Source organism: Pseudomonas sp. DR48 (assembly GCF_019823085.1).
In the GTDB taxonomy this organism is placed as follows: Bacteria; Pseudomonadota; Gammaproteobacteria; order Pseudomonadales; family Pseudomonadaceae; genus Aquipseudomonas.
In genome coordinates this window covers 4,834,526-4,858,332 of record NZ_CP081946.1, presented here as the reverse complement: position 1 = coordinate 4,858,332, position 23,807 = coordinate 4,834,526, and the positions used below count along the sequence as shown (strand labels likewise).

Genomic DNA, 23,807 nt, shown 5'->3' with positions numbered 1-23,807 from the left:
AAATCCACGGAGCGTCATTAGCCCAGCCACCCCGATTGCCTTAGAACACCGACCAGCCAATGCGCTGGCTCAACAACTCCAGCGCCGCCATCCCGGCCAGCGAGTTGCCGGCGGCGTTCAATTCCGGTGACCAGACGCACACCGTGAACTGCCCCGGCACCACCGCGACAATCCCCCCGCCCACGCCGCTCTTGCCCGGCAGCCCGACCCGATAGGCAAAGTTACCGGCCTCGTCATACAGACCGCTGGTGGCCATGATCGAGTTGACCTGCTGAGTCTGGCGGGCGCTGAGAATCTGTTCGCCGCTGTGTTTGCAGAACCCGTCGTTGGCCAGGAAGCAGAACGCCCGGGCCAGGTCGATGCAATTCATGCGCAACGCGCAGTGGCTGAAATAGCTGCGCAGCACCGCCTCGACATCGTTGTGAAAGTTACCGAACGACTGCATCAGGTAGGCCATCGCCGCGTTACGCGCACGATGCTGGTATTCGGATTCGGCGACCTTGCCGTCCACCATCACCTGCGGGTTGCCGGACAGCCGACGGACAAAATCGCGCATCGACAAGGCCGGCGCGGCAAAGCGTGACTGGTTGATGTCGCAGATCACCAGGGCACCGGCATTGATGAAGGGATTGCGTGGGCGACCGCGTTCGAATTCCAGCTGCACCAGCGAGTTGAACGGCTGGCCGGACGGCTCGTGGCCGAGACGTTCCCAGATCGCTTCACCCGAGTGATCGATGGCCTGCACCAGGCTGAACACCTTGGAAATACTTTGCACCGAGAACGGCGTCTCGGCATCGCCTGCGCAATACAGCTCGCCGTCGTTGCCATACACGGCAATGCCCAGCTGATTGGCCGGGACCGTGCCGAGGGCAGGAATGTAGTCAGCCACCTTGCCCTGACCGATCAGCGGCCGGACAGCATCAAGAATCTCGTTCAACAGCGCTTGCATGCCGGGTTCCGAAGTCTCGCCCCGAGGGATTGCGGGGACACGGAGGCTAGACGCCGCGGGTCGGCGTTGAATCACAGTTAAATACCGGTCACCCCTGTAGGAGCTGTCGAGAGAAACGAGGCTGCGATCTTTTGATCTTCAGCGATTTCAGATGCGCCGAAAAACAAGATCAAAAGATCGCAGCCTCGTTTCACTCGACAGCTCCTACAGGAGTAAGGCTGTGTATCGGAGTGTGTACAGACCCGCCCGTGACACACCCCATCCATAAAACCCCGCCCCCGCGACACATCGCAGATACACCCCTTTGATGAACTGTGCCTGTCGATTGGCCACGCCAATCAAAGCGCTCAACTCACTCAATGCTACGGAGTATCACCATGTTCAAGCTCTCGACTTCTTCCCTGACCCTCGGCCTGATCATCGCGGGCGGCCTGGCCCTGTCCAACGTGGCGTCGGCCTCCGAATCCGAGGCGTTCAGCATGAAACAACTGGCCCATGGCTACAGCCAGGTCCAGGCCGCCAACGCGGAAAAACCCGCCGAAGGCAAATGTGGCGAAGGCAAGTGCGGCGCCGGCGAGTAACCCATTGCATAGGGGCAACGCGTTGCCCCGCTTCCCTGACAGAACGGAGACCCCGTCCATGACTTCTGCCATTTCATCGGCCGTGAAAGGCCTGCACCTGAACCTCGACCGCGCCGGTAGCTGGCTCGCGCCATTGACGCTACGGCTGTTCATTGCCTGGGAATTTTTCGAGTCGGGCCTGGAAAAATGGAACGGCGAAAACTGGTTCGCCGACATCCAGGACGCCTTCCCGTTTCCGTTCAACCACGTGCCGGTCACCTTGAACTGGGAACTGTCGATGTGGGCCGAGCTGATTTGCGCCCTGGCCATACTCGTCGGCCTGGGCACGCGTATTTCGGCAATCATCCTGATCATCGTCACTGTCGTCGCGACCGCTGCCGTTCACTGGCCGGCCGATTGGTCTACATTGAGTGAGCTTGCTCAGGGTTACGCCATCAGCAACAAGGGGCACGGCAACTTCAAGCTGCCGCTGATCTACCTCGCAGCCCTCATGCCGCTGTTGCTCTCGGGTGCCGGCAAGCTCAGCCTGGATGCACTGTTGGCCCGATTCATCTGGCGTCGCACTCACCCTTGACCGACCAGAGGCTCGGGCGCGTCCCCCACTCCCTGAAACAACGGAGCAATCGCCATGAGCCTCACTCTCTACGGTTTCGACGGCAGTACGTATGTGCGCACCGTGAAGATGCTGCTATCAGAAAAAGACGCGGACTACGAACAGGTGCAGGTCAACGTGATCAAGGGCGAGCCGCACCTGCCAGAGCATTTGGTGCGTCACCCTTTCGGCAAGGTGCCGGTCATCGATCACGACGGATTCCGGGTGATCGAAACCGGCGCAATCGTCGCCTATCTGGACGAAGTCCTGCCCGGTCCGTCCATCACCCCGGATAACGCCCACGACCGCGCCCGCACGCACATGGCCCAGGGGATTTACGATTCCTATGGCTATGGCAACTTGGTGCAGGTGTTCGGCTATCATCTTTTTCCTGACTTTATTGGCGGGCAGAATGAAGAGGCGCGCCGCAAAGGCATCGAAAATTCGAAACGGGTGCTGCGCGAACTGATGAAAATAAAAGGCACCGATCCGTATATTGCAGGTCTTGAACCCAGTATCGGCGACTTTTACCTCGCGCCGGGCTGCGCCTACATCGCGATGACGCCGGATGCGCCGCAGGTGTTTGCGGTCGAAGGGTTCGACGGATGGTGGAAACGCATGCAGTCTCTGCCAAGCTTCAAGGCCACACAGCCGCATTAAGCTTCACTCCACCTCACTTGCGAAAACAGGAGCCACCATGAGCGTGACCACCCAATGGATCGAGATCGACAGCGACGAAGGCACATTCGGCGCTTACCTGGCCATCCCGCATACCCGCAAAGGTCCGGGGATTGTGCTGATCCAGGAGATCTTCGGCGTGAATGAACACATCCGCTCGGTCGCCGAGCAGTACGCCGCCGACGGCTACCTGGTCATCGCACCGGACCTGTTCTGGCGCAACGGCCACCGCATCGAACTGGGCTACGACGAAGCCGGCTGGAAACGCGCCGTCGAGTTGATGAACGCCACCGACATCGACAAGGCCCAGGCCGACATCAAACTGGCCATCGATGCACTCGATGCACAGCCAGGCCTGGACGGCGGCATCGCCTCCATCGGTTATTGCTTTGGCGGCTTGCTGTCGTACCTCACCGCCGCCAACGGCCTGGTGGAAGTGGCCGTCGCCTATTACGGCGGTGGCATCCAGAACCACCTGGACCGCGCCGACGACATCGAGGTGCCGTTGCTGATGCACTTCGGCGAACAGGACAGCCACATTCCACTGGAAGCCGTGGAGAAAATCGCCGAGCGTTTCGAGAACAACGACAACGTGGAAATTGTTGTGTATCCGGACGCCGAACATGGCTTCAACTGCTCGCACCGTGAAAGCTACAACCAGCGCGCCGCCGCTGAGGCCCATGGCAATACACTGATCTTTTTGGGTCAGGAACTGTAAAAGCAAAACAGGAAAAAGGGGACTTCCATCGCTCGGTGGAAGTCCCCTTTTTTTCAGCGCCTTTGATGGCCCCATCGCGAGCAAGCCCGCTCCCACAGGGGATCTTCAGTGAACACAGCATTTGTGTTCGACAAAGATCAACTGTGGGAGCGGGCTTGCCCGCGAAAGCGGTGGCACATTCAGCATGGCAGTGCCTGGTATATCGCTTTCGCGAGCAAGCCCGCTCCCACAAGGGATCTTCAGTGAACACAGCATTTGTGTTCGACAAAGATCAAGTGTGGGAGCGGGCTTGCTCGCGATGACGGTCGTACATTCAGCATTGCGGTGACGGGTATATCGCTTTCGCGAGCAAGCCCGCTCCCACAGGGGATTTTCAGTGAACACAGCATTTGTGTTCGACAAAGATTAACTGTGGGAGCGGGCTTGCTCGCGATGACGGTCGTACATTCAGCATTGCGGTGCCTGGTATATCGCTTTCGCGAGCAAGCCCGCTCCCACAGGGGATTTTCAGTGAACACAGCATTTGTGTTCGACAAAGATCAACTGTGGGAGCGGGCTTGCCCGCGATGACGGTCGTACATTCAGCATTGCGGTGCCTGGTATATCGCTTTCGCGAGCAAGCCCGCTCCCACAAGGGATCTTCAATGAACACAGCATTTGTGTTCGACAAAGATTAACTGTGGGAGCGAGCCTGCTCGCGATGGGAGCGCCTCGGTCTCAAGCCGTTTTCAACGCCCGGTTTCTTCAGCAGTGTCGATCACGCCCGGTTTCGGCTGGTCATTGCGTTCGTGAACATGGCGATGCGGCGTACGGTCGATGTTCAGGCTCAGGATTTCCGGACGGCTGTAGTGACCGCGTCCGTCCATCTGGCGTTTGCGGATTTCGATCTGGAACAGGTCGATGTCGGCAATTACTTCGCCCTCGCCTTCGGTCAATGCGCCGACGACTTCACCCTGAGGGTCGATGATCGCGGTGTAGCAGCCGCCGGAGATCGGTCCGATCTCGCAGCCGGTGTCGGCCATGATCTGGGCTTGCTGTTCCGGGTACAACCACGCCGTGGAGTTGACCACAAAGCACGCCGACTCCAGCGCGTGCATGCGGATGCTGACTTCCATCTGGCGAGTGAACAAAGGACCTGCGAACGAGCCCGGGTACATCGAGGCGTGGATCTGTTCGCCGTCTTCGATCAAGGCGTAACGTGCCAGCGGATTGTAATGTTCCCAGCAGGCCAATTGACCGATTCGCCCGACCGCACTGTCGGTGGCGCGCAGGCCGGAACCGTCGCCCATGCCCCAGATCATGCGTTCGTGGTAGGTCGGTGAAATCTTGCGACGCGCCTGAATCAGCGTGCCGTCGGCATCGAACAGCAACTGCGTGTTGTAGAGAGTGCTGCCATCGCGTTCGTTGACGCCGATGGACACCACCATGTTGGCTTCCTTAGCCGCTTTGCCGATGGCATCGGTAGTTGCCGACGGCACGACAACGGCCTGGTCGAGCAATTTGTAGTGCTCGGAACCCATTTTGAAAGGGCTCTGCACGAAAGAAAAGTACGGGTAGTACGGTACGACGGTTTCAGGGAAAACGGCGAACTGCACGCCCTTCTCGCCGAGTTCGCGAATCTTGTTTACGACCTTTTCTATAGTGCCTTCACGGCTGTAGAGAACAGGGGCGATCTGGACGGCAGCGGCTTTGACAATGGTCATGGCGGTGATCTCACTGAGGGAATGGGCTTCAACGAGATCTAGATTACGGCAATAATATTTTGTCTTAAATGTCGAATGCACCACCTTTTAGGACATCAGAAACATCAAGCCCGATGGGCCCGCTGGATCACCTGCGGTGGTTGCCCGAATGCACGGACAAAGGCGCGGCGCATACGTTCGCGATCGCCAAACCCGGTGTCGGTCGCCACCACATCGATGGAATGCCGACCGGTTTCGATCATCAGCCGGGCCGCCTCTACCCGCAGGTTTTCAATGGCTTTGGCCGGGGTCTGGCCGGTTTCGGCATGGAACACCCGGCTGAACTGCCGAGGGCTGAGATTGGCCGCGCTGGCCAGTTCCTCCACTGAGAGCGCTGATTTGAGGTGGTGTTTGGCGTAGGTCAACGCGGCCTGGATGCGATCGGTCTTCGGCTCAAGTTCGAGCATCACGGAAAACTGCGACTGGCCACCAGCGCGCCGGTGATACACCACCAGTTGCCGCGCAACCTGGCGCGCGACTTCGGCGCCCAGGTCCTTCTCCAACAAGGCCAGCGCCAGGTCGACGCAAGCGCTCATGCCGGCGGCGGTCCAGATATTGCCGTCGTTGATGAAGATCCGGTCCTCTTCCACTTTTACCTTCGGGTACGCCCGTTGCAGCGCCGGGGCATGGCACCAGTGCGTGGTCGCCCGCTTGCCATCCAGCAGACCGGCTTCGGCCAGCGCAATCGCACCGGTGCAAATCGACCCCAGGCGTCGGGTGGTCTGGCTGGCCTTACGCAGGAATTGCACCATGCCCGGCGATGTTGGCCGGATCAGGTTGTCGCCCATCACCAGAAGCGTATCGAACGCCCTCTCGTCGAACGCGTGGGTTGCCACATCAAAACCGGCCGATGTCGGCACCGACCCACCCTGCTCAGACAGCAACGCAAGGCTGTACACAGGCTCGTCAGCGGCGGTGTTGGCCAACTCAAAGGCGGCGCACATGGCGAGGCCCAATACCTGGAAACCGGGGTAAACGATGAGTCCGACGTTGTGCACGGTGCATGTCCGTAAACGCGGCATGAAGGGATTCAAGCCATTGCATCGAACTCTACGCTTCTGCGCCTTCAGGTGAACAGATCCACGATCAGCGGATGACTATCGCCCATGTGTTTTAGCCGCGTTACAACTTTCAGGTTCAACCAGAAGAACTAACCTCGGGCGAAAAACCAACGTGCTAATTGGGTCTATAACTAACGTTGTAACCGTCGGCCATTCGAGGGAAAGGCCATGGACACCTCTAAGGATTCAGGTACTAACCTGGCCTTCTGGCTGCCTGGCAGTGCGGTCATCCTGAGTCTGGTGGTCTCGACGTTCGCCCTGACCCGCGAACCGTTCCTTGAACCGCGTCCCATCGGCGCACAATTTCAGGCGCAACTGCCAATCGAAGCGCGATTGTGGCAAGACCCGTTTGATGCGCTGGAGCGTTATCGCAAAAAACTCAACGACGCCAAAAGTCCCGACGCCGGCCACTTATGCAAACCCTCGATCACCCTGCCGCCCGAGGAATCAGCGGTTCCAGACATGATGGTGGCGCTGGTCGAGGGCGGCCCTTATGCCGATGAAGTCGAACGGCGGCGGCGCATTCGTTACGCGTTGCTGGCAGGTTTCAAGAACTCGCACCGGGTGCCGGATCAAGAGCAATACATCCAGTGCCTGAAACTGCCCGCTGATCTTTCAACCGACTCACCCAGCGAGACCAACTTCGCCGACATTCCCTACGAAATGTTTGTCGATAACCCCTTCGATCCACCGACCGATCCGCAAGACAAACCACTGCCGCCCAAACGCACGATCGTGTTCTGGCTGAAACAGGACGCACTCGGCACCACTCCGCTGCAAACGCTGGATAAATTGAACAAGACCCTGAGCGCCACACTTCAGTCGGGGTGTACCGCTCAAGCGTGTCCGCAACGGCCCGACGACGCCAATTTAAAAGTCATCGGTCCGGCCACATCAACGGTCTTGCGCGGCATGTACCAGGATGAAGCCAACGCCCACGCCACGCCGAACATCGAGATCTATTCTCCACTGGCCACCGCCGACAACGAGACACTCGCCAAAAGCCTCCACCCCCCGGCGAAAGAGGCGCAAGACAAACAGCCGATGAAACTGCTGCGCACCGTCAGCGACGACGGCACCATGACCCAACTGATGCTGGAGGAACTGAAACTGCGTCATGTCGATCCGGCAACCGGGTTGAAGTGCAACAAAGGCAGCTTGCGGCGAGTGGGTTCCGATTGCGCCCGGACCCGTTGGCCGCGCGCCGACCGCATCGCATTGATTTCCGAGTGGGACAGTTTCTACAGCCGCGCGTTGATCGAAAGCTTCAAGGCTCAGGTCGCGGCGGATGCCGGTCTGCGCGAGAAAAAGGAAAAGGCTGCGGTCGATCGCTGGATTCTGCGTTTCAGCTATTTGCGTGGCCTGGACGGACGCCTCCCGGAAGAAGCCGCCAGCACTGACAAGGCGGCCAGCGCCGATGCCGGCAAAAACAAGGACGCCACGGCCATTGATCTGAGTCCGCTGGAAAAAGCCGACGGCAACTCCCAGCTGGATTATCTGCGCCGCCTCGCCGATCACATCGCCAGCGAAGACGCGACTTATCGACGCAACGGTGAAAGCGGCATCGGCGCCATCGGTATTCTGGGGGTCGATGCCTACGACAAACTGCTGGTGTTGCAGGCGCTCAAGAGCCGGATGCCGTACAAGTTGTATTTTTCCACCGACCTCGACGCCCGCATGCTGCAACGGGGCCAGGCTCAAACCACCCGCAACCTGATACTCGCAGCGCCTTACGGGCTGACGCTGACACGAGCCCTGCAACAAGACGTTCCGCCGTTTCGCGACAGCTTGCAAAGCTCGGTGTTCGTCTCCGTGCTCGCGGCGCTGGCGCCACAGTCGTTCGACGCCAAGCGGGCGAAATTCGACTATTCAAAATCGGAGCTGCTCTCGCCCGGGATCTACGAGGTCGGCATCAGCGGTTTCATTCCCTTGGCGAGCCCGGTCACCGGCATACGCCCGGTGAGTTGTGAAGCCCCGACATTGCTTTCGCGCTCGGACAGCGACTTGCGTCCACACGACTTGATGGCGTTACGGTGCCTTCAAGACCCCTCGCCCCCGCCGTACCCGCAAGCCTCCCAGGCCGTGCGCGAGCAGTTCAAAGCCATTCAGTCGTTCTTCTGGGCCGGGCCGCTGACGTTCACGCTGCTGCTGATGGCCGGGTTCATTGTCTGGCGGTGGATCTCGGGGCCGAAGATCGACCCTGACACCAAGCTGGCCTGGGTGCGCGGCGTGCCGATGACGTTGTACATGGTCGCGGTGGCCTGTGCCTTTATCGCCACGCGCTTCTGGCATGCCGAGTTTCTGTGGTTCACGTTCGTGCTGATCCTGCTAGGCATCATCTCGTCGAACCTGATCCGTCGTTCCCGGCAACACGCCCACAGCAAAGACACGACGGCCAGCGCAGACAGCGGCTTTTACGACGCCTCGGCGTGGTACATCGTCGTGCCCCTCGTGGGGTTCATCCTTGCGTTGATGCTGGCGTATCAAATGCGCAGCACATTGACCGGCGAGGGCCTGGGTGAACCGATGTTTCTGTTTGAAGGCATCAGTGCCTGGCCGACCGTGGCGCTACGCGTGGCTGCGGTACTGATATCGCTCTCGGCGCTGGCCTGGGGCTGGCGCAACCTGCGCGTCAACAGAGCCGAAATCGAAAGCACCTACCATCTGCGCCAGTACATGCGCCGCTACCGGATCGGTGTGTGCGGGCAGGTTCTACGCTTTCTTCGCCACTGCAGACGCTGGAAACTGCGACGCGGGTGCAACGAACTGGGGAACGGCCTGCTGCTGATATTTTTCCCGTTGATGAGCGCCAATGACGAATGGTCAAAACCCTGTCAGTCCGCTGAAGCCAGCTGCGAGGACGGGCGCAAAATGATCTCCATTGCACGCTTCTGGGGAGAACACTGCGTATGCGGATCGTTCGGCGCCCGACTGCTTCGCGCGCTGCTCGCCACCTGGGTTTTCGTCGTGGTCACCAGCGTGCTGTTTGTGGTGTGGCCCATGGAGCATTCTCCGGTGCGCGGCGATTCAATCGTGTGGATGCTCAGCTGGCTGATTCCCACCCTGGTGTTCCAGATGCTGGTGTTCTGGGTCGTGGATGCCAATCTGCTGCTGACGCGTTTCATCCGGCACCTGAGCACGCATCATGCTATCTGGCCCAAGTCGTTGCAGCTGGAACACCAGAAGATTTTCGGCATGCTCAAACACCCTTGCATCGACGAGTGGGTGGACATGCAGTTGATCGCCACCCGGACTTCGGCGGTCAGCCGTCTGATCTACGCGCCAACGGTGGTCATGTTGATCCTGTTGGCGGCGCGCAGCAGCGTGTTCGATAACTGGCCGACCCCGCCCAGCGTGGTCATTTCGTTTTTAATCACGGCACTGATCCTGCTCGCCTCTGCACTGTCTTTACGTCGGGCTGCGGAAAAGGCCCGCACGGTCGCGTTGCAACGGATCGATGCCTACCTGCTGCAAACGCCGAAAGCGCCAGGCCCCTACGAGAAATTCCAGATCATTCGCGAGCGTGTCGCAACGCTCAATAAAGGCTCGTTCTCGCGGTATTCCGAGGACCCGCTGATCCGCGCGCTGTTGCTGTCGCTGACCGGCATTGGCGGGTCGGCGATTGTCGATGCCTTGAACTATGCGAAGTTCTAGGCGCCTGGCATGGGCGCTGCGTGCCTACTTCGCCGACCCGTCATGCGGCTTGTAAAACTGGAACATCCCGGTTTCAGCCGTTTTGATGTACTCCTTGGCCCAGTCCGGTTTTACCGTGCGGTCATGGAAATACATGGCGCCACCGGTGTGGTCCGGCAACTGTTTGTTGAGGGCCTTGCGCGCGATTTCCTTGGCGATCGCGTATTGGGTCTCTTCCTGGGCGGTGTCCGGGCGCCCGTCGCACCACCAGGAGAACTGACATTTCTTGCTTTCCGAGCCTTGCTTGACCACCGCACACACCGTATCGGGGAAACCTGCGTGACCGAGGCGGTTCATCACGACATTGGCGACCGCTTCCATCTCGGTGGTGTCCTTGCCTTTGGCTTCCCAGTAAATGGAGCGGGCCAGGCAGGTAATCGCCTCGTCCAGCGGTGCATCGCCGGACGGATCGACCGCCTGGACCTCGGATTGGGTAATCTTCTCGGATTTGGGCACGGGCACGTTGTCGCCCTTCTCTGCCGCTTTCTGCTCAAGCACCTGAGCCTTGTCTTGAGCCACTTCTTTTTTTTGTTCCTGGTCGTCGGCGATGGCCTGACCGGCGAGCAGGGTCACGGCGAGTAACGCTGCGATCCATTTAACGGACATGGTGGAAACACTCCGAAAGTCGTCGATTCAGTGTAGTAGCCAAATCATGTCAAAGGTTAAAGAACAATCTGCAAAAAGCCATTGCCTTGAACGGGGTAAGTTCGCGCATTATGGGCGCACTCAGTCAAAGGGGATTTCCATGCGCGTTCCGTCATCCGTTTTGTGTCTTGTCGCGTTGCCGTTGGGCTTGGCATTTGCCACCACCGCCATGGCAACCGAGGATTCGCAACTGGTCGAATCGATCAACGTCTACCGAAGCCAGGCGCAGCGCTGTGCCAATCAGGCCTCTTCGGAACTGCCTCCGCTGACGAGCGACCCGCGCCTGATCTTGTCGCCCACCGGCAACGTCGATTTGCAGCAGGCGATGGCCCGCGCGTCGTACCCGATGGTCAACGTGCAGGCGATCAGCATGTCCGGACCGCGTGATGCGACCTCCGCCATGGCAGCGATCAAGGAGAGCTTTTGCCAGGTGGTGCTGAACCCGCAATTCATCGACGTCGGTGTCAGCCATGAGGGTCGCGACTGGCGCATCGTGTTGGCGCGTCCACTGCTGACCGCACGCTTGGGCGATGCCACGGTAGAAGGCCAGAAGCTTCTGGAAACGCTCAACGCCGCTCGTAGCCAGCCTCGTCAGTGTGGCGGTCAACCGTTTGCCGCGACCTCGCCGCTGGCCTGGAACGCGACATTGGCGGCAGCGGCCGAAAAGCATTCCCGGTCCATGGCCAACAACAATTTCTTCGACCACAAGGACCGCGACGGTCGTACACCCGGGGACCGTGCCGAACTGGAAGGTTACAGCGGCCAGCAAGTCGGCGAGAACATTGCCGCCGGGCAAGACACCGTGCGCAAGGTCGTCGATGGCTGGCTGGCCAGCCCCGGTCATTGCGCCAACCTGATGAACCCGCAATACCGCGAGTTGGGCGCCGCCTACGCAGTCGATCCGAAGAGTGATGCCGGGATCTACTGGACAGCCATGTTCGGCGCGCAATAAGGGCGATGGCCAGAGCGGTGATGCACCGCTCTTACAACGTGTGTTGTTTGTTGCCGATGTCTTTGGCTTTTTCGATGGCCCAATCCATGGCCCCTTCGAGGTCCAGCAAGTGCGGGGACGGATGCTTGTCCTCTTCAATCACCGAGCCGTCCGGCCGGTAAACGCCGATGAACATCTTCAGGGAACCATCCCTCAATATCTCGGCTTTCACCTCGATCTTGCATCCGTTGGAAAGCGTTTCCTTGTGCTCCTCATGGCGTTCAGTCATCGCTGTCTCCCTCTCGTCGTGGATAGCAGGGTTTGCCGTCATTCTTTCTTTCTGAGCGTAGTAGAACTTCGACCAGGATTTTCGCTGGCCGCTGGCAGGCGGTTTTACCAGCCATGAGCCTCACAGGACAGCGGCGCAATGCCACCTATACTCCATTCCACCAACCCCGCCCGGGGCCTGCACTACCAACAATAAAAAGCAGAGGTGGAACATGGTCTGGCAGCAAGTCTACGATCCCTTTGGTAACCCGGTGCTCTCAACCATCATGGCCGCAGTGCCGGTCGTGGTAATGCTGGCATCCCTTGCGTTTTTCCATATCAAGGCCCATCTGGCGGCATTGCTGGCCCTTGGTTCTGCCTTGTTGATCGCCATCTTCGCCTTCGGCATGCCCGCGAACATGGCCGGCACGGCGGCGCTGTTCGGCGCCGCCAATGGCTTGTTGCCGATTGGCTGGATCGTGCTCAACATCATCTTCCTGCACCGACTGACCACCGAGAACGGCTCGTTCAAAGTGTTGCAGGATTCCCTCGCGCGCATCACCGACGACCGACGCCTGCAATTGCTGCTGATTGCTTTCTGTTTCGGTGCGTTCTTCGAAGGCGCTGCCGGGTTCGGCACGCCGGTGGCGGTGACCGGCGCAATCCTGATCGGCCTGGGTTTCTCGCCCCTGGCGGCGTCTGGCCTGGCGTTGATTGCCAACACCGCACCCGTGGCGTTCGGCGCCTTGGGCACGCCCATCATCACCTTGGCCAAGGTGACCGGGCTGGATGAAATGGAACTGTCGATGATGGTCGGCCGGCAATTGCCATTCTTCTCGGTGCTGGTGCCGTTCTGGCTGATCTGGGCCTTTGCCGGTTGGCGCAAGATGCTGGAAATCTGGCCGGCCATTATGGTCGCCGGTGTCAGCTTTGCCGTGCCGCAGTTCCTGGTGTCCAACTACCACGGGCCGATGCTGGTCGACGTGATTGCCGCACTGATCTCCATGGCCTGCCTGACCTTGTTCCTGAAAGTCTGGAAACCGGCCACGATCCACACCTCCGCCGCGCTGTCGGGGCGTGTCGACACCTCAAAAATCGATGCCGAACATGAGCAAAAACCCGAAATCAGCGGCACCTTTGCCAGCGATGCAAAACCGGCGGTGATGCGTGCGTGGATGCCGTGGATCATCCTCACGGTCTTCGTTTTCGCCTGGGGCACCCAAGGCTTCAAAAACATGTTCGACACCCGCCCGGCGATCGACCCGGCCACCCAGTCGGCCAAGCTCGACCCACAAGGCAAACCGCTGCGCGAAGCCAATCCGCTGTTCGCTCCGGCCGTGACCTTCACCACCTTGCACCAGCAAGTCGAGAAGGTTCCACCGGTGGTGCCTGCGCCAAAAACCGAGGAAGCGATCTATAAATTCACCTGGTTCACCAGCACCGGCAGCGGCATCCTCCTGGCGGCCATCGTCGGCGGACTGCTGATGGGCTATTCGATCCCGCAACTGGCCCGCCAATACCTGCGAACGCTGTGGGTGGTGCGCTATTCGCTGATCACCATCGCGGCGATGTTGGCCCTGGGCTTCCTCACCCGCTACTCGGGACTGGACGCGACCATGGGCCTGGCCTTCGCCGCCACCGGCATCTTCTACCCCATGTTCGGCACCCTGCTCGGCTGGCTCGGCGTCGCCCTGACCGGCTCGGACACGGCCTCCAACGTGCTGTTTGGCGGCTTGCAACGGGTGACTTCCGAGCAACTGGGACTCAGCCCGGTGTTGATGGCCGCGGCCAACAGCTCCGGCGGCGTCATGGGCAAAATGGTCGACGCCCAGTCGATCGTGGTGGCGTCCACGGCGACTCGCTGGTACGGGCATGAAGGGGAAATCCTGCGCTACGTGTTCTTCCACTCCATCATCCTGGCGATTCTGGTCGGTGGTCTGGTTACGTTGCAGGCGTATGTCGCGCCGTTCAGCCATATGGTGGTGGGCGGGCATTGATAAACTGAGTTAAGTGTGTGGTCCACGCCCGGCGATCTTGCCGGGTTGTGGCGAACGATGCGGTGCGCGGGTGAATGGGCTAGCCAGTGTGCTAAACACTGCTTTACTGATTCAAAGCCTTAACCCACGGGAAGCACATCGATGGAACGCCTGACCGCCAAAGACTTCGCCCCGGAACTGCTTGAACTCTACGACTATTACGCCCATGGCAAAATCAATCGGCGCGAGTTTCTTGACCGGGCGGCGCTGTTCACTTTGGGCGGCCTGACGGCCAGCGCTCTGCTCGCCACTCTGAGCCCCAATTACGCGCTGGCCGAACAAGTGGAGTTCACTGACCCGGACATCCTCGCCGAGTACATCAGCTACCCCTCGCCCAAAGGCCATGGCAATGTTCGTGGCTATCTGGTGCGTCCAGCCAAAGCCACCGGCAAAGTGCCGGCGGTGCTGGTCGTGCATGAAAACCGTGGGCTCAACCCCTACATCGAAGACGTCGCCCGGCGCGTCGCCAAAGCGGGATTTATTGCACTCGCCCCCGACGGCCTGAGTTCGGTGGGCGGTTATCCCGGCAACGACGACAAAGGCCGCGAGTTACAAGCGACTGTCGATCCTGAAAAACTCATGAATGATTTTTTCGCCGCCATTGAATGGCTGATGAAACTGGATGGCGCCACGGGCAAGGTCGGGATTACCGGCTTCTGCTATGGCGGCGGTGTCGCCAATGCCGCCGCCGTGGCGTATCCCGAACTGGCGGCGGCCGTGCCCTTCTATGGCCGTCAACCCAAGGCCGAAGATGTGCCAAAAATCAAGGCGCCAGTGCTTTTGCATTACGGCGAACTGGACAAGGCCATCAATGAAGGCTGGCCGGCGTATGAAAAAGCCTTGAAAGCGGCGGGCAAGACCTACGAGGCGTATATCTATCCGGGCTGCAATCATGGTTTTCATAACGACTCAACGCCCCGTTACGACGAAGCCGCGGCGAAACTCGCGTGGGACAGAACGGTGGCCTGGTTTCGCAAATACCTGGTGTAGAAGCATCGGCGGGGAGCAACTATCAATTCCTTCGATCTTTTACATCATGAAGCCGAATTTTTTATTTTTCAGCGGCTTGTTCAAGATAGCGCCACTTCTGATAATTCGGGCGATAGCTTCATGAACATAAATTTTGCGTTTGCGTGCTTGATCGTCGTGTCCTTTGCCATCGCCCTGGGCCACGGCTGACAGCGCGTCCCTGGCTCAATCGTCCGCCTGCACCACTTCAAGGCCAAGCTTTCGATAGTCCCCGACATCACCCGAGGCGACATGCCGCTCGGTGATCAGCGTGTGAATACGATTACACGGCGCGACCACAAAAGGCTCGACCGCCCCCAGTTTGTCCGCGGTTGTCACCGCCACCACATGGGACGCGCTGTCGAGCATCGCCAGCTTGATCGGCACCTCATCAAAATGCAGCGAGCTGATGCCGACTTCCGGGTGGATCGCACAGACCCCGGTGAACAGCAGATCAGCCTTGATGCCCTCGATCAGTCTTAGCGTTTCATGTCCGCTGGCAGACATCGTCGCCGGGTTGAGTTGGCCACCGGCCAGGATCACCTTGACGCCTGGGTATTCGGCCAACGTGATGGCGATCATCGGCGATGCCGTCATGGCCGTGATGACAATGTCCGAGGGCAACGACCGGGCGATCTGCAGCGTCGTGCTGCCCGAATCGAACATCACAATCTGGCCGTTGTGCACTCGACTGGCCGCGAGTTGCGCCAGGCGGGTTTTCACCTCATCGGTTTCGTTCACCCGGGTAAAGAAGTCCTTGCCGGTGTCCTTTGGACGCGGCAACGCCCCACCGTGCACGCGCTGCACCAGGCCAGCAGCGTGCAGCTCCGACAGGTCGCGGCGAATGGTGTCTTCGGAAACAGCAAAGTGCTGGCTCAACTCCGAAGCCATGACCTTGCCGTCACGCTCCAGAAGCAGGAGGATTTTTTGCCGACGCAGCGAAGGGAGCTCGACTGTCGAATGCTGATCTTGCATGTTAATGCCTGTTTTTGCGTGTTTATGCAAGATTAGCCAAGCGACGACCCAAACACAATGGATTGGGGCAAACACATGTGTTGTTTGGCCACCACCCTCCAGCCCGCTTATCGCTAAACGCCCATAAACAATATCGGCAAAAAGTTAATCAAATTTCTGTACAGCTTTTAATAAAGACAGAAAATAAAACCCATGAATCTCATTTTTTTATCAAACTTTGTTGCACTTGCTTAACACTGATTCAAACCTCTTACACCTTTCGTGAAAAGTTACACGTGCCTGCATTGACGAGTCACTTAAACGCGCTTTTCATTGATCCAAAGGGCCGAAAAACCTCACTCGGCCGCCTCGCAAAAGCGCAAGACTTGCCAAAGGACATTGATCATGCTCGTTATCGACACGCCCTATAACACGACAACGAAACTTAGTTGCCTGGCAAAAGAAAATGTACAAACGATCATCCGCTACTACAACTTCAGCAATTCAAGAAGTTTCCCCGACAAGTGTTTAACGTTAATGGAAGCGCAGTCCATTTGTGCCCAGGGAATGAACATTGCCGTGGTGTTCCAGCAACGGCAGAACAGTGCAGACGACTTCTCCGAAACCAAAGGTTATGAAGCCGGACGCAGGGCCTATCGCTATGCCAGCAATGACATCGGGCAACCCGAGGGGTCGGGGATCTATTTTTCCGTCGACTTCGATGCCAGCCCCACCGAAATCACCGGCAGCATCGTTCCTTTTTTCCAGGGCATCCAACGGGCCTTCGAAGAGATATCCGGCAGTCAGCCAGCCTATCGGGTCGGCGTCTATGGCTCGGGAGCCACCGCGGCTGCGTTGTCGAAGAACAACTTGTGCTCGCTGGTCTGGCTCGCGATGTCATCGGGGTTCAGAGGGACGAAAGACGCGATCAGGAATGGCGCCTACAACATTCAGCAAAAGGCGCCGGAAGCCACATTGTGCGGCTTGGGGATCGACTACAACCTCATCAATCCTCAACAGAGTGATTTCGGCGCGTTTGTTGTCCCGGTCGAAACGTCGTCAGTCCCGACTGCTGTTTCTGCGCCCACCCATGAGGTGATATCGCGAACCAGTCTGAGACTGCGTGGTGGTCCAGGCACCGAGTACAGCGTGCTGGGTAGCTTGAAGCCCAGGCAACTGGTCGTGGCGAAACCGGTCAATCCCGAGTGGTCGAGTATTGATCTTCAAGGTGATGGCTTGATCGATGGGTTTGCAGCTTCGGCGTTTCTAAAAGAGTTGGGTTGAACGGCGCAGCGCGGGTCAGTTTGCAGCAACCTGCCCCCTGCTTGCGGATGTCACCAACACTTTCAGCGAAGCATCGAACTGCTTCAACGCATCGACCTGCACCACGTTTTGCTGGTCTATCTGCGCAGCGATCTCCGGAGCGGCCTTGCCATGCACCCAGACCGAAGGCATCTGTTGTTCCCGTGAACCTTCCGCCTTGCCGATGTACTGCAGGTTCGAATCGTAGAACTTGGCGAGGAAGCGCGCTTCGACCTGGTTATTGCGCTTGGACACCAGGCGGCTGTAGGTGTCCAGCATCACCACGACGTCGGGATGGGCTTGCACCACTGCGTCGAGGCTGTCGTAGACAGTCACCGAGGCAAATTCCTTTTGCAGCGAGCCTTTGAGCCAATTGATCGCCAGTGTCGGATCGGAGCTCTTGACGAAGGCGCTACTGATGCGCGAGTCCAGCGCGGGGTTCTTCGCGCCGTTCAATGCCACAGCATGGTACTGCTCAAGGTATTCGAGGGTGTTGAGGGTGTTCTCGCTGTACAGCACGCCCACCGATTGAGTGCGCTGCAAGCTGGCGGTGCTGTCGCCCACCGGCAGGAAATGGCAGGCCGGATCGGCCGCGTAAGCCGGTACGGTGGCGGCAACGCCGGTGGTCAATACGGCGACAAGCGCCAACAAGGTAGAAATTCTCATCGCGCAGATTCCTTCAGAGGCGATTTCGGTATGACGTTATCTTCCTCTCATGACAGAAAAACAGAACTCGCATTCCTTGATGGTGATTATTGATTAAACGAATGGTTGCGTGGGTTGATCGGCAGGGCCAGTGGATATCTGCGTGAAGCCTATTATGCTTCTAGAAACCCTGCAGCGATGCGAGGCCGTCAGTCTGTGTGCAGGCTTCACGCAACGCGTAATCCGACGACATCAGCCCAAGGGCCTGGGTGCGGCAAACGATAGTGAGGTACTCCGGCCTATAACAAGAAAGACGGAGAAGACTCATGGCCGCAATCGATAGCGCTACCACGGGCAACACATCCAACCACGGGATCACCAAGGAGGAGCGCAAGGTCATTTTCGCCTCCTCCCTGGGCACCGTGTTCGAATGGTATGACTTCTACCTGTACGGGTCCCTCGCGGCGATTATCGCCAAGCACTTCTTCGCTGGCGTCAACGAGACAACCTCGTTCATCTTCGCGCTGCTCGCCTTCGCTGCAGGCTTCGCCGTTCGCCCTTTCGGTGCCGTGGTGTTCGGCCGGCTGGGCGACATGATTGGACGCAAGCACACTTTCCTCATCACCATTGTCATCATGGGTCTGTCCACGGCCGTGGTGGGTTTCCTGCCCGGCTACGCGACCATCGGCGTGGCGGCACCGATCATCCTGATCACCCTGCGCCTGTTGCAAGGCCTGGCGCTGGGCGGTGAGTACGGCGGCGCGGCGACCTATGTGGCCGAACATGCACCGAAGGGCCGGCGCGGCTACTTCACGTCATGGATTCAAACCACGGCCACCCTTGGGCTGTTTCTCTCGCTGCTGGTGATCCTCGCTTGCCGCACCGCGCTGGGCACCGAAGCCTTCGAGGCCTGGGGCTGGCGGATTCCGTTCCTGCTGTCGATCCTGCTGCTGATCGTCTCGGTGTACATCCGCCTGCAACTCAGCGAGTCGCCGGTGTTCTTGAAAATGAAAGCCGAGGGCAAGTCCTCCAAGGCGCCGCTGACCGAATCCTTCGCGCGCTGGGAGAACCTCAAGATCGTGATCATGGCCCTGCTCGGCGGCACCGCCGGCCAGGCCGTCGTCTGGTACACCGGGCAGTTCTATGCGCTGTTCTTCCTGCTGCAAACACTGAAGATCGACCCGCAGACCGCCAACCTGCTGATTGCCGGTTCGCTGCTGATCGGCACGCCGTTCTTCGTCATCTTCGGCAGCCTGTCCGACCGGATCGGCCGCAAAGGGATCATCATGGCCGGCTGCATCCTGGCGGCAGTGACCTACTTCCCGATCTTCCATGCGCTGACCCAATACGGTAACCCCGACGTGTTCCTCGCCCAGGAGAAGAACCCGGTCACGGTGGTGGCCGATCCGGGGCTGTGCTCGTTCCAGTTCGACCCGGTGGGCAAGGCCAAATTCACCAGCTCCTGCGACCTCGCCAAGACCGTACTGGCGAAACGCGCCATCCCCTACAAGAACCTCAAGGCTGAACCGGGCACCGTCGCGCAGGTGCGCATCGGCGACAAGGTCATCCAGAGCTTCGAGGGCACCGGCATGCCGGCGGCCGACTTCAAGACCAAAAACGACGCCTTCGCCGCGACCCTCGGCACAGCGCTCAAGGAGGCCGGCTACCCCGAGAAGGCCGACCCGGCCAAGACCAATTACCCGATGGTGTTGCTGCTCCTGACGATCCTGGTGATCTACGTGACCATGGTCTACGGCCCGATTGCCGCCTGGCTGGTGGAACTGTTCCCGGCGCGCATCCGCTACACCTCGATGTCGCTGCCCTACCACATCGGCAATGGCTGGTTCGGCGGCTTCCTGCCGACGGTGGCGTTCGCCATGGTCGCGGCCACGGGTGATATCTACTACGGGCTGTGGTACCCGATCGTCATCGCGGTGATGACGGCCATACTCGGTACGTTCTTCCTGCCGGAAACCAAGGATCGGGAAATTCATCACACCTGAAGGCAAAACGGGCCCTCTCACCCCCCGGAGAGGGCCCTGCAAACATGATCAAACGGTCTACGCTCATCTCCATTGCCTGGGGACTTCCCGTATACCGAGAGGGGCAGCACCATGATCCGCGTCCTGTTGACCATTTTTATAATGGCGCTAGGCATCCCGGCCCATGCCGGGGTGACGCCATTTCCCGCCGCCTTTCGCACCCAAGACATCCTGGTCGAAGGCGCCAAAATCCATGTCCGCGTCGGCGGCAAAGGCCCCGCTGTGGTGCTGTTGCATGGTTTCGGCGACACCGGCGACATGTGGGCGCCGCTGGCAGCGGATCTCGCCCGTGACCACACCGTCGTGGTCCCGGACTTGCGCGGACTGGGTTTGTCGTCGATCCCCGAGGGTGGCTACGACAAGAAAACCCAGGCCGCTGATGTTCGTGGCGTACTGGCAGCGCTGGGTATCGAACATGCCGTGGTCATCGGTCACGACATCGGCACCATGGTCGCCTTCGCCTACGCCTCGCGTTATCCGCAGTTGACCGATCGCCTGGTGGTGATGGATGCGCCCGTGCCGGGCATTCCTCCCTGGAACGACATTGTCCGATCACCGATGCTGTGGCACTTCGATTTTGGCGGGCCGGATGCCGAGCGCCTGGTCGCCGGTCGTGAACGCATTTACCTGGACCGCTTCTGGAACGAATTCGCGGGTGACCGCAGCAAGGTCGATGAAGCCACCCGTCAGCATTACGCCAAACTCTATGCCCGTCCCGGCGTCATGCATGCGGCCTTCGCGCAGTTCCGCAGCATTCGTCAGGACGCGGTGGACAACGAAGCGTCAATGAAAACGCGACTGACCATGCCGGTACTGGCCGTCGGTGGAGAGAAATCCTTCGGCAACAACGAAGCCATCGTGATGCGCAACGCCGCGGACAACGTGACAGAAGTGGTGATTCCCGGCGCGGGGCATTGGCTGATGGAAGAAGCACCGACCCAGACCATCGCGGCGATCCGTCACTTTATTGGCCAGTGACCCGGCAGATCGGAAGGCCGATTGAACCCCGGCCCTCATCGTGTTTTCGAAATCCTGAAAGCGCTGATCGTCGACACGAGCAGCGCCATTGCAGAGGAAATCCCGATGAACAGTAAATGGCTGTTTCTGCTCGCCTGCCTTTGCCCCACCCTGGTCATGGCTGAAGGTTGCGATGTCCTGACCCACTCGCAAAGCCCTGCCGTTCCGGTCATCGAATCCCATAGTTGTTATGAGTACGACGGCATGCCGGTCAACGCCATCGATTGGTCATGCAGCAATGAAAGCAAGGACATGCTCACCAGCACCAAGAAAAAAGTCGAACAGTGCGGCGACCACTATCAGGCCACCTGCATCGCGACACTGACCCAGGAATCGCTGGCCAATCCTCATTCCACCAGCAAGGACAAGAACAGCACCTCGTTCAACATTCCCGACAATGCTCAAGTCACCACGTATTACTACGATGCGGAACACTTGGACCAGGCCAGGATTGATTGCGAGTCGGGCGGTGGTCACTGGAAAGCGCAGTAACGACGCTGGCTGATACGTCGTTGTTACATCAGTCGATCAGCCGGTTGGCGTGTTGTTACCTTAGCGACCGTGTTGTCACTTCTGCGTCACTCGGCAGGCCAATAGAGTATGGCCTTCGGTGTGCTGGCGGGGACGAGAGGTCTCATCGGCCCTGCTGTGCGCCGATCCCCCCATCACGGAAGAGGTGACACCATGAGTTTCGTAACCGTTGAAAAAAACCAGAGCAGTGCCCCATCGGAAGCCGACCTGAAAAAGGCCATGGTCGACTCTGGCGGCAAACCGGGCGAGGTTTCCGGGACCAACGCCGCGCGCAAGCTGAACTACACCGGCACGGTCAATCACACCACGTATGAGAACAAGCTGATCGAGATTGCCAAAGGCAAGCGCACCAGCTGGAACTTCGTCTGGGCCGACGAGAAGGTGAGCACACCGGCGCATTGAGGCCACGGTGGGGCGGTCGAACGGCCGCCCTGCTGTTTCATGCCGCGGACTCACTTGATACAACCCCGTTACGCTGATTGTTACCTCCAAGGTTTACCCACGGTTCATGACCCTCCCGCCTGTAACGCCAAGATACTTCGCCGCCCTGCCCCTCCCGCCTACAGTGAAGCCGTCAATGTGTTTAGAGGGTGCTGATTCGCTGCCCGCTGCGCATTGATTGCCTAACACAACCAAGGAAGAGGAAAGCCATGAGTAAGTCGAGCCCTGTAAGCAAGCAAGCTCTGCAACTTCACAATGATGTGCAAGAGGCCCTCAAATCGTTCCAGAGCCTGGCCCCCACGGCCCTGAAAACGTCGGACTACAGCAAGGTGCTGACGTCGACCCTGGCGGCCACTCAAAAGTCAGTCACGATCGAGATCGCCCCCGATGACCTGACCCTGCTCAAGCAGTCAGGCTACAAGCTGTGCTTCGCCAAGAAGGTCGGCAACGAAGCCTACAACGTCGTTTGGCAGTCCTATGACAAATACCTGAGCAACAACGGCTTCAGCTGGACACCTCAGTACCAGCTGTTCGGGTCCAATACTTTTCAGGCTGATGTGACGGTGAAGGTCTCGACCAACATCGTCACGATCGGCCTGGGGCAACAATCGGTACTGAGCGCGGAAGGTTTGTTGGGGCCAGCTGTAACCGGTGGCCCTGACATTTCCATCACCCTGGACAACGAATACGGTCCGATCCATCCCGGCATCAATCAATTGTCCGTTGGCATCGACGGCAAGCAAGTCAGCACTCCGATCTACGTGGCCACCAACCAGGTGGTCACCGGCAACACCGTTCTGACCCCTGTCGAGACCATCCTCGTGTGGTTCGAGCAGAACGTGCAGACCAGCACCATGTTCAGCACTTCACGGTCCAAGTCCATTGAAATCGACCTGACCGCCGTTAACGATGCGACCCGCCTCTACGAAGACGGTAAATGGAAAACGGTGTAAACGCCGCACCGGGGGCAACCTCGCGGTTGCCCCTTTCATTCAAGGAAAGTCACCGCCTCCCCGGGAGAAATACCCGGTCAACGAGCGACAGATCGACTCCGCCAGATCTTCCTGAGTGGCGATGCCATAAGGCCGATTGCGATCAAACTGCTCCGACCAGCGTATTCGCCCCTGAGCCACATCAATCAGGCGCACCGAGGTGCGGACACGGCTCGGCTCCACCCGCACACTGCCTTCCAGCGAATAATTGCCGCGCCCGGCCCGCATGACGTCCGAGGCTTTGACACTGCTGCGAGCCACCTTCATCAACACAGGGTTGGTGCGGCTTTGCGACTGTTCGAACGTCTCGAATAACCGGCAGCTCAACTCCTCGCACAGGCCACGGGTAAAGTCATCGCCGTCGCGGGTGATGCAGGTAAATGGCTGAATTTGCAGCACCGGATGGCGAGTCGCGACGCCCTTGGGCCTGAGCCGCTGATACGCCAGGCGATAACAACCGGGCGGTATGCTCAGGTGCACCGGGTCCAGTTGACCCGTGGTGGTGTAATGCGTCGCGAGTTTGCGCCGCAATCGGCCCACCTGCACCCGCACCACCGGATCGTCACCGGTGCAGTAAACCGCCGGATCTCGGCGAAATACCGCCAGACCGATGGCGTGCTCAGTGAGCGGTGTGTTCGAACATTGAAGGTCGTGCTCGACCAGAAAGCGCAGCAGACTGCCCATTCGCCGGGACTTGGCGAACACCGGGCTGGCCAGAAGCACCGCCAGCACGCGCTCCATCTCTTCACGATCGAGCGGCTCGGGAACGCCCTCGGCACTCGAATTGCCAACGTGTTTGATCACCATTGCCTGCCTCCGTGCAGGTTACCGACAATCGCTGGCCACCCCGATGGAGTGGATATGGATACTGAAGTCGTACTCCATGGCTACGTGCGACGCCCGGCCTTTAAGGGACTCGGGCGCTGCAACGTCGAAGCTTAGCAGCCATAACGCCATGTCGAGGATATTGCGATGATCGTCA

At 59.2% G+C, this 23,807-nt stretch carries 22 protein-coding genes; 14 read left to right on the top strand and 8 right to left on the bottom strand.

Annotated features, from left to right (window positions below; all coding sequences use genetic code 11):
* Positions 1-40 precede the first annotated feature (40 nt).
* Complete coding sequence (glsB, locus tag K5K95_RS22070) at positions 41-949, bottom strand: glutaminase B (RefSeq protein WP_222586102.1); 909 nt, start codon at positions 947-949, stop codon at positions 41-43.
* Positions 950-1,326: 377 nt separating this feature from the next.
* On the opposite strand from glsB, the gene K5K95_RS22065 reads away from it, so the two are divergent.
* Genes K5K95_RS22065 through K5K95_RS22050 form a run of 4 tightly spaced genes read left to right on the top strand, consistent with a single transcriptional unit; the run spans position 1,327 to position 3,518 of the window.
* Positions 1,327-1,530, top strand: coding sequence for a hypothetical protein (locus K5K95_RS22065; protein WP_222586101.1), 204 nt, complete (start codon positions 1,327-1,329; stop codon positions 1,528-1,530).
* Positions 1,531-1,588: 58 nt separating this feature from the next.
* Entirely contained in the window at positions 1,589-2,104 is a 516-nt protein-coding gene (locus tag K5K95_RS22060) for a DoxX family protein (RefSeq protein ID WP_222586100.1), read from the top strand.
* A 54-nt stretch (positions 2,105-2,158) separates the two neighbouring features.
* On the top strand, positions 2,159-2,782 hold the full coding sequence (locus K5K95_RS22055; RefSeq protein WP_090182999.1) for a glutathione S-transferase family protein: 624 nt from the start codon (positions 2,159-2,161) through the stop codon (positions 2,780-2,782).
* A gap of 37 nt (positions 2,783-2,819) precedes the next feature.
* Entirely contained in the window at positions 2,820-3,518 is a 699-nt protein-coding gene (locus tag K5K95_RS22050) for a dienelactone hydrolase family protein (protein ID WP_222586099.1), read from the top strand.
* A gap of 728 nt (positions 3,519-4,246) precedes the next feature.
* On the opposite strand, the gene K5K95_RS22045 is transcribed toward K5K95_RS22050, so the two are convergent.
* Positions 4,247-5,221: a nitrilase-related carbon-nitrogen hydrolase gene (locus K5K95_RS22045; RefSeq protein WP_222586098.1), complete on the bottom strand. Its 975-nt coding sequence runs from the start codon at positions 5,219-5,221 to the stop codon at positions 4,247-4,249.
* 104 nt (positions 5,222-5,325) lie between these two features.
* Positions 5,326-6,258, bottom strand: a complete 933-nt coding sequence (locus tag K5K95_RS22040; RefSeq protein WP_222586097.1) for a GlxA family transcriptional regulator — start codon at positions 6,256-6,258, stop codon at positions 5,326-5,328.
* Positions 6,259-6,489: 231 nt separating this feature from the next.
* On the opposite strand from K5K95_RS22040, the gene K5K95_RS22035 reads away from it, so the two are divergent.
* Positions 6,490-9,975 (top strand): hypothetical protein, encoded by a 3,486-nt coding sequence (locus K5K95_RS22035; RefSeq protein WP_222586096.1) that lies wholly within the window; start codon positions 6,490-6,492, stop codon positions 9,973-9,975.
* A gap of 24 nt (positions 9,976-9,999) precedes the next feature.
* On the opposite strand, the gene K5K95_RS22030 is transcribed toward K5K95_RS22035, so the two are convergent.
* Positions 10,000-10,620, bottom strand: coding sequence for a cell wall hydrolase (locus K5K95_RS22030; RefSeq protein ID WP_222586095.1), 621 nt, complete (start codon positions 10,618-10,620; stop codon positions 10,000-10,002).
* Positions 10,621-10,759: 139 nt separating this feature from the next.
* On the opposite strand from K5K95_RS22030, the gene K5K95_RS22025 reads away from it, so the two are divergent.
* Positions 10,760-11,611 (top strand): CAP domain-containing protein, encoded by an 852-nt coding sequence (locus K5K95_RS22025; RefSeq protein WP_222586094.1) that lies wholly within the window; start codon positions 10,760-10,762, stop codon positions 11,609-11,611.
* 31 nt (positions 11,612-11,642) lie between these two features.
* Here the strand turns inward: K5K95_RS22025 and K5K95_RS22020 are convergent, their stop codons facing one another.
* Positions 11,643-11,879 carry a hypothetical protein gene (locus tag K5K95_RS22020; protein ID WP_222586093.1) on the bottom strand — a complete coding sequence of 79 codons (237 nt, stop codon included), beginning with the start codon at positions 11,877-11,879 and terminating at the stop codon, positions 11,643-11,645.
* Positions 11,880-12,090: 211 nt separating this feature from the next.
* Between K5K95_RS22020 and K5K95_RS22015 the strand changes: the two genes are divergently transcribed.
* Both K5K95_RS22015 and yghX read left to right on the top strand, forming a co-directional pair.
* Positions 12,091-13,854, top strand: a complete 1,764-nt coding sequence (locus K5K95_RS22015; protein WP_222586092.1) for an L-lactate permease — start codon at positions 12,091-12,093, stop codon at positions 13,852-13,854.
* 141 nt (positions 13,855-13,995) lie between these two features.
* On the top strand, positions 13,996-14,883 hold the full coding sequence (gene yghX / locus K5K95_RS22010) for a YghX family hydrolase (protein ID WP_222586091.1): 888 nt from the start codon (positions 13,996-13,998) through the stop codon (positions 14,881-14,883).
* A 204-nt stretch (positions 14,884-15,087) separates the two neighbouring features.
* On the opposite strand, the gene K5K95_RS22005 is transcribed toward yghX, so the two are convergent.
* Positions 15,088-15,876: a DeoR/GlpR family DNA-binding transcription regulator gene (locus tag K5K95_RS22005; RefSeq protein WP_222586090.1), complete on the bottom strand. Its 789-nt coding sequence runs from the start codon at positions 15,874-15,876 to the stop codon at positions 15,088-15,090.
* A gap of 384 nt (positions 15,877-16,260) precedes the next feature.
* Between K5K95_RS22005 and K5K95_RS22000 the strand changes: the two genes are divergently transcribed.
* A complete protein-coding gene (locus K5K95_RS22000; protein ID WP_222586089.1) occupies positions 16,261-17,139 on the top strand; it encodes a DUF1906 domain-containing protein in 879 nt (292 codons plus the stop codon).
* 15 nt (positions 17,140-17,154) lie between these two features.
* Here the strand turns inward: K5K95_RS22000 and K5K95_RS21995 are convergent, their stop codons facing one another.
* The gene (locus tag K5K95_RS21995; RefSeq protein WP_222586088.1) at positions 17,155-17,823 is read right to left on the bottom strand and encodes an ATPase; all 669 of its coding nucleotides are present in this window, start codon (positions 17,821-17,823) and stop codon (positions 17,155-17,157) included.
* 305 nt (positions 17,824-18,128) lie between these two features.
* Between K5K95_RS21995 and K5K95_RS21990 the strand changes: the two genes are divergently transcribed.
* From K5K95_RS21990 to K5K95_RS21970, 5 genes are all read left to right on the top strand, one after another.
* Complete coding sequence (locus K5K95_RS21990) at positions 18,129-19,805, top strand: MFS transporter (protein ID WP_222586087.1); 1,677 nt, start codon at positions 18,129-18,131, stop codon at positions 19,803-19,805.
* 111 nt (positions 19,806-19,916) lie between these two features.
* Positions 19,917-20,822, top strand: a complete 906-nt coding sequence (locus K5K95_RS21985; protein ID WP_222586086.1) for an alpha/beta fold hydrolase — start codon at positions 19,917-19,919, stop codon at positions 20,820-20,822.
* A gap of 105 nt (positions 20,823-20,927) precedes the next feature.
* Positions 20,928-21,353 (top strand): hypothetical protein, encoded by a 426-nt coding sequence (locus K5K95_RS21980; RefSeq protein ID WP_222586085.1) that lies wholly within the window; start codon positions 20,928-20,930, stop codon positions 21,351-21,353.
* A 192-nt stretch (positions 21,354-21,545) separates the two neighbouring features.
* Positions 21,546-21,794 (top strand): hypothetical protein, encoded by a 249-nt coding sequence (locus tag K5K95_RS21975; RefSeq protein WP_222586084.1) that lies wholly within the window; start codon positions 21,546-21,548, stop codon positions 21,792-21,794.
* A 248-nt stretch (positions 21,795-22,042) separates the two neighbouring features.
* On the top strand, positions 22,043-22,786 hold the full coding sequence (locus tag K5K95_RS21970) for a hypothetical protein (protein ID WP_222586083.1): 744 nt from the start codon (positions 22,043-22,045) through the stop codon (positions 22,784-22,786).
* A 39-nt stretch (positions 22,787-22,825) separates the two neighbouring features.
* Here K5K95_RS21970 and K5K95_RS21965 read toward each other — a convergent pair whose 3' ends face one another.
* The gene (locus tag K5K95_RS21965; protein WP_222586082.1) at positions 22,826-23,632 is read right to left on the bottom strand and encodes a hypothetical protein; all 807 of its coding nucleotides are present in this window, start codon (positions 23,630-23,632) and stop codon (positions 22,826-22,828) included.
* Between the last annotated feature and the right edge of the window lie 175 nt (positions 23,633-23,807).